Source organism: Adonisia turfae CCMR0081 (assembly GCF_011009555.1).
Classification (GTDB): Bacteria; Cyanobacteriota; Cyanobacteriia; order Phormidesmidales; family Phormidesmidaceae; genus Leptothoe; species Leptothoe turfae.
The window spans coordinates 3,802,584-3,812,025 of sequence record NZ_QXHD01000004.1; the positions used below are offsets into that span (position 1 = coordinate 3,802,584).

Consider the following 9,442-nt stretch of genomic DNA (forward strand, 5'->3'; position numbering starts at 1 on the left):
CAGAACAGGGAGGTGTTGTCAGAGAACCGCTGTAGCGCACCAGTGTTCGCTCCGTTGGTAGCAGGTTGCCAGGATTCACCATGGCAGAATCGCTAATCTGTTCTCCCGATTGTTTAGGCAGATGCAGGCTTAGAACAGCGAGTTCCGGCTGTTCTAAGCCTGGCGTGATCCATACCCCCACAACGACTAACGCTTGAGTATCGGGATGACGGTGCACCAGGTGCAACTCCATGGGATAGGGCGCGCCACCGTCAGTGTGTTCGCTGGGTGTATGAAAGTGAAATTGGCTCAGATTATAGACCTGATCATCAACGGTGAGAGAGCAGCGGTCATTACCAGTTTCCTGAATGGTACGACCATTGTTGAGCAGGGAAATGGGCATGGGTCGATAGTCAAAACTGACTGTCTCTTCGGTCGCCGTAGTTTTGTCGATCTGGATGGGAGATTGCCGCTGACCGTCACCGCAGATATGGTAATCACTAGATAGCGTAGACCAGTGAGCAGGCCCTTGATCACCGTCATAGCCCCAGAGAATACTTGCAAGACTGAGCTGAAGAAAGTCACGTCGCGTTAGCAGGGGGCCGAACATAAACTACTAAAGCCGCAATAGCCTTAATCTGGGCGGTGTACAGGAGATTGTAATCTAACAGAATTATCCCTAAAGACCCACAACAGTGCAAACCCAGTGATCACCCCATAGACAGCCCACCCTTTTCCATCAACAAGACCGATCAGCGAACTGGGTAAGGCCTGGCACACACTACGACAGAGTATGGCACTGACCGCTCCATTCAAGGCGGCTCCTAAACAACTTGCCAATAGCCAAACTCCCAGTATGCGCCAACGTTGACGCGCATGGTAACTCAGGATCATGCCCTGGGCGATGGCCATACCCCATATCCAAATTGACGGATTCATCAGCAGATTTTGCCAGAACTCTTCCCAGGCAATTGCCTCAGCTGTGGAAGACGTCACTATTGATGTTAGCGACACCAGCAGCATGCTGAGTAATATGCTGAGTAATGTACTGGCAATCCACCCTAAGGCACTAGCCACGGGCCACAGCGTCCAGCGTCCCCCTTGCAGATGCATCAATCTAAAGGTTAACCATTGCAACGAGCCAATGATGGCTCCTGACAAAAAAAGTGTTGCCATAAACTGGGCACCATTGTTTTCTAAGAAACCAATTAGAAATCCTCCGATTGCATTGGCAAAAATCCAGGCTAGGAATAATTGTGTTTTCTTTTTCGGTAATGTTCTTGTGGTCATGGGTGATTGCTCCTAATGTAGTGCGTCAAGTTCAAAATTTAGGTTAAGACGGTGAGTAGGGAGTAGAGGGTTGAGATTGTTCTTTGCTTGTAGTTTCTGAGTTCAAGAACGTTAAGACTTGATGATCAAATCCAGATGGATTCACCAAATTAGAAGGATCCATAGACTGTTCTAATATGACCAACTCACTGTTAGGTAGAGCATTAGCAATCTTTTGATTGATGCTAATAAATGATTCTCCCAGGTCTTTGCCAACAATAATCAGAGCAGGAACTGTGATAGTTTGTAACCTCTGCAAGACATCAATGCGATTAATGGCCTTTCTTGCTAATATCAGCTGTTGGAGATCTGCTTTTAAACTAACCTGGCCAAAATAGTCTTGGGCCATTCTGGCATAGCTAGCTCGATATGTTTGGCAGATGCTTTTTGCCAGGAGTTGTTTGCCCAATAGTTTGAACAGGTTAAACCCAATGATTTGAGAAAAGCCTAATAGTTTTTCTTGAGGTGTACGCAGTTCCCCAAATGAGTCAGCAACGATCAGCCTTGTCACCACGTTGGGGTAGTTAACAACAAATGATTGAGCAATGACCCCCCCCATACTCACGCCAATGATGGTACATGTTTCGATGGCAAGGTGGGCTAACAGCCAGTTGATTTGATTATGCCAGCTAGATAGCTGTGGAGTTGTTAACTTAGAGGATTGGCCATGGCCAAATAGATCTGGGATAAGCACATGAAATCCCGCATCTGCATAGGTTTGCATTTGTGGCTGCCACATCCCATGATCGGCACCAATCCCATGCAACAACAGCAGAGTCTCTGACGAACGATCGCCTAGTTCTAGATAATATGTTGTACTACTGTCTGGGTTTTGGACTATCACAATACTGCTTAATGATGAACGATTAATCTTCGCGACATTGCTGGGCTTGGGGATGACTTTAGGTATTAGACACCGTTTAGGATTGAGCTGCGGGCAGAGTCCTATGCAAAACCTGTTGTGACTCATGCATAAGTGGATGTTCGTTACTGTCAGCAACCAGTACGGTTGGTAGAGTAGAGTGCTTAACCATGGTGCTCGTGCATGGGGAGACTGAAAATATTAAGTGTCCTGCATGAAGAAAGTTAGATCCATGTCAGAAGGTCATTGGTATGAATGACTTTTGTCATGGGAATTCGAAATAGAAGCTTTTAGGGTTGAAGGTATTGCCAATGATTAAGGAGCTGTTTATGGCTTTTTTGGGGTATATCGTTGTTGTCAGTCTGGCGTTACTGGGTAGCTATTTTCTATTGGCAAACGCTGTTGGTAAAGAAGCCGCCAATCGTAATATGGGCTACGCGCTGCCCTGGATTTTAGTGGGGGTTGCGATCGCATTCACCCCCTTCCTAATAACCATCGGCGGACAGTTGGTTTGGAGCTTTTTCTACATCAGCTATATCGTTAGCATTGGTGTGTGGCTATTTAGCTGGCCCGTGCGTAAACGTAAGGCTGGCAGCCTATTGCTTGACGCTGGCCGCACCTGGCACAATAAGATGCTGTTATGGATTGGCTTAGCAGAGGTTGTCGTTGCCCTTGTTATTACCTGGATTATGGTGACCTCTCCAGCTGGGATTTCAGATACTTCAAATGTGGTTGTATACATACCTCTTAAGATAGCCTTTTGGTGGACGTTGGCTATGTTAATTATCTCTCTTGGTCTGAACAAACTTGAACTAAGAGAAAATGGCCTGTGCTTTATGTATAATGCTATCCCCTGGCAGCGAATGAAGTCTTATTGCTGGGAGGTAACCCATCCCAATACGTTGACCATTCGAGTGCGACCTCGGGTAGTCTTTTTGCCTCACACCATGAGCATTAGGGTGCCTCAAGAACATCGCGATGCCATGGATCGAGTACTCCAGACCCATATTCCCTTTTCTCCGCCAGATACGCTGGCACTTCCTTAAGACCTGATCGATACGTTCTTGGGGCTGGTAGCGTCTAATACCACGATATGTTTGAGGGCGAACTCATGATGCTTAGGCGAAATAAAATTTGGGTTCGGGGCCTGCTGATTATCGCCTTGATTGGCCTTTTAATCGGCATGCTCCATCGGTTGACCATACCGGCTGCGTCGCAGCAGCCAGATCTATTTGATACCGTGTGGGAAACCGTTAATGACAACTTTTATGATCCTGAGTTTAACGGTGTGGATTGGGCAGCCATAGGGGAAGAGTATCGCCCTCAGGTGGCGGCGGCCTCGTCTCAGCAAGAAAAGGCGACTCTGATTAATGAAATGCTCGGTGCGCTGGACACATCCCATACCCATTTTTATACGCCGGATGAACCCGCCTATTATCAATTATTGGGGATTTTCTATCCGCGGGTGTCTGACTTCCAAACCCGCTTGGAAGCGCGCTTTCCTGAAGGCAAGCTGGAGTATGCCGATATCGGTATTGTGACCCGTGAGAAAGCGGGTAAAACCTTTATCACGGGAATTTTTAAGGGTAGCCCTGCTGATCAGGCTGGGTTAAAGGTGGGCGACCAGATTCTCGGTGTGGACGGTGAGCCGTTTCATCCCATTCAATCTTTTTTAGGGAAAGCGGAACAGCCCGTTAGCTTGCAGGTGCAGTCCTCGTTAAATGCTAGCAGCCAGAAAGAGATTACCATCACCCCCAAACTGTATGACGGCATCACCATGTTCTTAGATGTCATGGATGACAGTGTGGAGGTGATTGAAAAAGCTGGCAAAAAGATTGGCTATGTTCATATTTGGTCCTATGCGGGGGACCAGTATCAGGAAAAACTAGAACAGGAGCTGTTGTACGGTCGCCTCAGCAAGGCCGATGCGCTGGTGTTGGACCTGAGAGACGGTTGGGGGGGTGCCCCCCTGACGGCGTTGAATTTGTATACGGCCAGGGGACCTAGTCTGACCAGTATTGGTCGCGATCGCGCCCGTGTGACTCACCATAGCCAATGGAAAAAGCCGGTGGTCATGCTGGTCAATGGGGGCAGTCGAAGTGCAAAAGAGGTTTTGGCCTATGGCTTTCAGCAATATGATATTGGTCCGGTGGTGGGTACGACTACCGCTGGTGCTGTGACCGCCGGGCGAGCGTTTATTATGCCCGACGATAGTTTGCTATATGTGGCGGTGGCCGATGTCTATGTGGATGAAACTGTTCGTCTAGAAGGGGTGGGCGTCACGCCGGATGACGTGGTGCCCTTTCCCATTGAATATGCCCAGGGCAGTGATCCGCAGAAAGAACGTGCGATCGCAACTGCCATCACCGTACTGAATACACCTGTGTCTCAACGGTGAGAATCATCACTGTCTGTCAGCAGCCGTAACCCTCGTGGGTGAGTCATGCACACACTTCCTTCAGCCCGACTAGTGTTTGTCGACAATTTGCGAGTCTTTTTAACCATGCTGGTGCTGGCCCATCATGCTGCCCAGCCCTATGGTCCAACCGGAGGAGCCTGGCCCATAGTTAATTCGGAACATGCTGCGATTTTAGGATCTTTTTTTGCAATCAATGCAGCATTTTTTATGGGCCTGTTCTTTTTTATTGCCGGATACTTAACCCCTGTAGCGTATGAACGTAAAGGAGCACGGCGATTTCTTTTGACCCGGTTTCAACGCTTGGGGATACCTTTAATATTTTTTAGCTTGGTTGTTTTTCCGCCCGTGCTACATCACCTGACAGCACCGTCAGACTCTTTTTTGACCTTTATCCGCCAAACCTATATTCATCCCCTCAAGATAGAAGTGGCCCACCTCTGGTTTTTGTTACACTTACTGGCATATGCCCTGGGCTACACCCTATGGCAGCAGGTAATGAGACGCCGTGGCTCTGCGTCAGAGGCTATGGGGGCACCTTGGCCTGTGCCCAGCCATCAAACCATTCTCGCCTATCTGCTGAGCCTGACAACGGTAACAGCCATAGTGCGGATTGACTATCCGATTGATCGATGGGTGCAATTGTGCGGATTTTTACCCACAGAGATTGCCCATTTTCCCCAGTACGTCAGTCTCTTTGTATTAGGAGTTGTTGCCTATCGCTATAACTGGCTTAAACAAATGCCCAGAAGACAGGGCTTTATCTGGCTTGCCATAGGATTGGGGGCTGTCCTGCTGCGCTATGGCTATAGCCTCAGTCGAGGCAGGCTGCTGTTGCCTGCTCTCATTGCTGGCGGTGGTTTAGACTGGCGCTCTGTTGTTTGGAGTGCCTGGGAAGCCACAATTTGTGTTGGCCTATGCATTGGACTATTAGTTTTGTTTCGTGAGAAGATTAATAGTCAGAGCAAGTTTTTACAGATGCTTGCTGACAATGTCTATGCGGTTTATCTCATCCATCTGTTACTGATTATCTGTCTGCAAGTGGCGATGGTTGCTTTGCCCATCGGCCCCCTAGCTAAATTTGGTCTGGTCACCCTGATCGGTATTCCCCTGTGTTTTTTCGTTAGCGCTACCCTGCGCAGGTTTTCGTTCGCTAGACTTGTATTTCCCTAATTATTAGTTTGGAGCTAGATTTTCCACCATGACCCCTACTGAAAAAAACTCAGAGCCTCGTACTCTAACTGATTTTGCCTATCAGTTTTTATTAGGAGCTTTACTGGGATTCGTTGTGTCCCTATTGCCGTTGGCAGTCATTAGGCCCGCTCTAACCACTGGGAACATTACAGCAGTCGTCATCATTGTGGCGTTGTGTGGCGTGTTGTCGGCCCTGTTTGGCAAACGATTTTTGAAGCCTATGATGAATTTTTTAGAATCCCTACCTCCCATCGCCTAAGTAGGCTTAACTAAAGTATGCTCCCCGTAGGGTAAGAATTAAAGGCTAGGCTAGCTAACTTTCAGCAACTCAATTTTAAAATAGTTGGAGCCTTACAGATGCATGGACAACGCATTGACCATGGGTTAATCGTCAGTTTGAATGTGTTGCTGTTATTTACAGTGGGCTTTGCTTTGGTAGCGTATCAGGTATCTCCTCTACGCGATCCCAGCTTTGTACCTCAGGTGACTAATGCTGGTGCCAGAGTTAGCTGGCTGAATCCTGAGCGGTATTGGATCACAACAATAAGGATTTTAGCCATTGCCCTGGCCACTAATATATCGTTATTAACCTGGTCTCACTGGCGTGGTCATCGAAGTGGCCTGAGTTGGATAAATCGCAACCCACTTTCTGTCTTTCTCAAGGCTGTGGGTCTCTGTGGAGTATGGCTTGTAGTCTTTTCTGTTTCTTGGTATAGCGCTTTATTCTTTCTCCTATGGCAGTACATCCTCGATTGATTGGCCAATAACAATGACAAAAGTCATGTAAATATATGACCATGGACTCTGGGTGGTCCTTATTTGATTCGCTAGGGTATGAGCATTCTGCACAAAAGTCCCCTTCAGGAGTCAGAACCATGGCTAAGGAACATGCAAATGTAACTCTTTTAAAACGCTTAGACGAGTATTTAGACAATAGCAACATTGCTGGTGCATCAGGTCTGTTCTCAAAAGAATTTGTCTGGCATTTTTTCAATTCTCAGCTGCCTGACATGCAGGGTGATTATCTTGGGGTAGAGGGGTTGCAAGCCTTCTTTGAAAAGCTGGCTGTGATGACGGGGGGAACGTTTCGCGTGGAGCCCGTTGCCATTATTCCCATTGGCGATGAGTTAGTGGTGACCCATGTGCAAGACACCATGACTATGGACGGTCAGTCCATCAAGCTGGATGCCGTTGTTGTCTGGCGAATTGTCAATGGCTACATTGCCGAAGCGTGGGATATTCCAGCGATCCATACTATCCATGCACCCGAGCCACCTATAGCGACTGCAGCGTAACTTGTTGAAAGCATGATCAATGCTTCCGGGGCGCACATTGGTGCGCCCCGACGATACGCCTATAATAAGTTGAGCATGGCCAGGCAACGTCGTGTGACTTCTGCCCTCAGGCTAGGATCTACCCCATCAAGCATATCGATATTGGTGGCAAAGAAATATACGTTGTTATTTTGCTCCACATAGCCGACATACCAGCCGAGTTCTTCTGCCAGGGCCCAGCCTGTTTTGGCACGAATGGTATAGTCTGGCGTTTGCTCAACAATCATAATGTCTTTGACCATGGCCACTGTTCTTTCTGAGAATGGCAGGTCGTTGTTGTACAGACGACGCAAAAACTGAATCTGTTCTTGAGGTGTGATCCGGATATCGCCCGTGAGCCAAAACGTGTCAATCTCGTCTGCACTGCCGATGGTTTGATTGCCATAGTTAGCGTCGGCCACCCACTGTTGCATGCGTTCATGGCCAACCCGGCGGGCGAGCACCTGATAAAACCATACAGCTGATATCTGAAACGCTGTTCTTAAGTTCAGGTCACGGTTCCATGTGGAATAGCTTCTTTCTATTCCATCCCAGGTGAGAATTGCCAGATCGTTGGCGATAACACCAGTCTCTAATGAAATCAGAGAATTGAGAATTTTGAAGGTGGAGGCTGGTAAGAAAGGGGTGGTGTTGCGATCGCGATTATACTCAAACGCCACATCCTGATTTTGATTATAAATAATAATTGACCCTTCTATGTCCAGGTCCTCGAAATGTTGTTGAAAGTCAGGTTGCACAAATTCGCGCCGAGCCTGGGCAATGGTCGATGTTGATGGGGAAGGTGTGGCAGCGAATGAAGGGAGGGCTATCAGGCAGCTACCTAGGGTTAAACAGCCGAGCCAATGAGAAATGTGAGAAATATGCTTCATAAATGTGTCTAGCCTTAAAAGGGGCTGTTGCATACTAGACCATTTACCGGAACGCCTCCATGACAAAGGTCATTTAACTTAACCGGAAACATACCTCAGCCGTTCTACATGTAACATGGCCTGGGTTGTAGCTTTGACATCGGTTATGTTAGGGAAAACTTAGCGCTATTAGTGCATTGTCCCTGGAAAAGTCTAGACTCTATGGCTCGTTACGCATTGGTTATTGGCATTTCTGAGTATAAAAGTAAACATCTGGCAAACTTGAGTAAACCAGCTGAAGATGCTGCATCGGTTGCCACAATACTACAGAAATACGGGCAATGCGACAAAGAGCCGACCGTCTTAAAGGGAAACGTCACCACGCAGCAGTTGGGGAAAGCACTGCGCACTTTTTTAACCCAACAGGCTGCTAACAGTGAAGCCATCATTTATTTTACAGGCCACGGCATTAGTGTGGTCGACACCTTAGGTAATACCGAAGGCTGTTTAACCACCTCCGATTGCGACGTCACCGTCGATAGTGATGGCCAGGTCACTGATCAGAAGAAAGCGATTTCTTTCGATAGCCTCAATAAACTGATCCAAGCAGCCAATCTGAGTAATTTGGTAATGCTGATCGACGCCTGCCACAGTGGCGATTTTATTGAGCGTACTCTGGTGAAGCAAAGCTTTTCTACATTTGGAGCCAAGCAAGACCATTATTTAATTACGGCTTGTCGAGGCTTTGAGGCGGCATTGGCAAAAAAGAATGATGACCACAGTCTGTTTACAGGAGCCATCCTCAAGGCGTTAGTGCCAGAAAATGCAGATGTTAATGGCAAAATCAGTAGCGACCGTTTATTTGATGAGGTGCGGCAAACGCTCAAAGGTGGTCGTCAAGAACCTGTGCGGTTTGGGACAGGACGATCTCTATCCATTGTGCAGTTTCCGCCAGACATGCTGCCGGATAGGGTGCCATCATCAGAATCGCAACCGACTGCCAGGCAATCTAATTTGCCTAGGATGCCATTGCAAATGCCCCCGTTACCGGATCACTTTGTTGAGCGTCCAGAGCATCAAAGAGAGGTAAAACAACAACTTCTGTGCGAGGAGACTAAGGTTGGCACATTAGTTGTTAGCGCTATCTATGGTCTGGGGGGCATTGGCAAGTCAGTGTTAGCTTCAAAGTTAGCCCATGACAAAGAGATTCAGTGTCGGTTTTCAGATGGCATTTTATGGGCAACGCTGGGTCAAAATCCAGATATCTTGCCCTTGCTAAGCGGCTGGATTCAGGCTTTGGGGGACCATGACTATAAACCGACTGCGATTGAATCCGCATCCAATCATTTACGCACACTGCTGTACGACAAGCATATTTTGCTCGTGGTGGATGACGTTTGGAACCCTGCGCATTTAGATCCGTTTCGGGTGGGTGGTGGTGGCTGTTGCGTTTTAGTGACCACGCGGGAGGCCAGAATCT

11 protein-coding genes are annotated in these 9,442 nt (G+C 47.8%); 7 read left to right on the forward strand and 4 right to left on the reverse strand.

All coding sequences use genetic code 11. From position 1 onward, the window contains the following. The 3 genes from DXZ20_RS20465 to DXZ20_RS20475 form a co-directional block, all read right to left on the reverse strand. Positions 1-589, reverse strand: a 589-nt coding sequence (locus DXZ20_RS20465) for a carbonic anhydrase (protein ID WP_250565853.1), incomplete at its 3' end; no start/stop codon positions are given. A 23-nt stretch (positions 590-612) separates the two neighbouring features. Then, a complete protein-coding gene (locus DXZ20_RS20470; RefSeq protein WP_163700202.1) occupies positions 613-1,269 on the reverse strand; it encodes a hypothetical protein in 657 nt (218 codons plus the stop codon). Positions 1,270-1,312: 43 nt separating this feature from the next. Beyond that, positions 1,313-2,152, reverse strand: coding sequence for an alpha/beta fold hydrolase (locus tag DXZ20_RS20475; protein WP_163700205.1), 840 nt, complete (start codon positions 2,150-2,152; stop codon positions 1,313-1,315). A gap of 329 nt (positions 2,153-2,481) precedes the next feature. Between DXZ20_RS20475 and DXZ20_RS20480 the strand changes: the two genes are divergently transcribed. From DXZ20_RS20480 to DXZ20_RS20505, 6 genes are all read left to right on the forward strand, one after another. Then, positions 2,482-3,216, forward strand: a complete 735-nt coding sequence (locus DXZ20_RS20480) for a DUF5673 domain-containing protein (protein ID WP_163700208.1) — start codon at positions 2,482-2,484, stop codon at positions 3,214-3,216. Positions 3,217-3,281: 65 nt separating this feature from the next. Continuing rightward, the gene (locus tag DXZ20_RS20485) at positions 3,282-4,568 is read left to right on the forward strand and encodes a S41 family peptidase (protein ID WP_250565854.1); all 1,287 of its coding nucleotides are present in this window, start codon (positions 3,282-3,284) and stop codon (positions 4,566-4,568) included. 45 nt (positions 4,569-4,613) lie between these two features. Further along, the gene (locus DXZ20_RS20490; RefSeq protein WP_163700212.1) at positions 4,614-5,759 is read left to right on the forward strand and encodes an acyltransferase family protein; all 1,146 of its coding nucleotides are present in this window, start codon (positions 4,614-4,616) and stop codon (positions 5,757-5,759) included. 28 nt (positions 5,760-5,787) lie between these two features. Beyond that, a complete protein-coding gene (locus DXZ20_RS20495; protein ID WP_163700214.1) occupies positions 5,788-6,039 on the forward strand; it encodes a hypothetical protein in 252 nt (83 codons plus the stop codon). A 98-nt stretch (positions 6,040-6,137) separates the two neighbouring features. Continuing rightward, complete coding sequence (locus tag DXZ20_RS20500) at positions 6,138-6,536, forward strand: hypothetical protein (protein WP_163669157.1); 399 nt, start codon at positions 6,138-6,140, stop codon at positions 6,534-6,536. Positions 6,537-6,655: 119 nt separating this feature from the next. Continuing rightward, positions 6,656-7,075 carry a nuclear transport factor 2 family protein gene (locus DXZ20_RS20505; protein WP_163700217.1) on the forward strand — a complete coding sequence of 140 codons (420 nt, stop codon included), beginning with the start codon at positions 6,656-6,658 and terminating at the stop codon, positions 7,073-7,075. 59 nt (positions 7,076-7,134) lie between these two features. On the opposite strand, the gene blaOXA is transcribed toward DXZ20_RS20505, so the two are convergent. Then, positions 7,135-7,983: a class D beta-lactamase gene (gene blaOXA / locus DXZ20_RS20510; protein ID WP_163700220.1), complete on the reverse strand. Its 849-nt coding sequence runs from the start codon at positions 7,981-7,983 to the stop codon at positions 7,135-7,137. A gap of 201 nt (positions 7,984-8,184) precedes the next feature. Between blaOXA and DXZ20_RS20515 the strand changes: the two genes are divergently transcribed. Continuing rightward, on the forward strand, positions 8,185-9,442 hold a 1,258-nt coding region (locus DXZ20_RS20515; protein WP_250565855.1), incomplete at its 3' end, for a caspase family protein.

Excerpts from the sequence above, each read along its gene's own strand:
- DXZ20_RS20480 (WP_163700208.1), top strand. The coding sequence starts at position 2,482 with ATGATTAAGGAGCTGTTTATGGCTTTTTTGGGGTATATCGTTGTTGTC.
- DXZ20_RS20505 (WP_163700217.1), top strand. The coding sequence starts at position 6,656 with ATGGCTAAGGAACATGCAAATGTAACTCTTTTAAAACGCTTAGACGAG.
- DXZ20_RS20500 (WP_163669157.1), top strand. The coding sequence starts at position 6,138 with ATGCATGGACAACGCATTGACCATGGGTTAATCGTCAGTTTGAATGTG.
- DXZ20_RS20485 (WP_250565854.1), top strand. The coding sequence starts at position 3,282 with ATGATGCTTAGGCGAAATAAAATTTGGGTTCGGGGCCTGCTGATTATC.
- DXZ20_RS20495 (WP_163700214.1), top strand. The coding sequence starts at position 5,788 with ATGACCCCTACTGAAAAAAACTCAGAGCCTCGTACTCTAACTGATTTT.
- DXZ20_RS20490 (WP_163700212.1), top strand. The coding sequence starts at position 4,614 with ATGCACACACTTCCTTCAGCCCGACTAGTGTTTGTCGACAATTTGCGA.
- blaOXA (WP_163700220.1), bottom strand. The coding sequence starts at position 7,983 with ATGAAGCATATTTCTCACATTTCTCATTGGCTCGGCTGTTTAACCCTA.
- DXZ20_RS20470 (WP_163700202.1), bottom strand. The coding sequence starts at position 1,269 with ATGACCACAAGAACATTACCGAAAAAGAAAACACAATTATTCCTAGCC.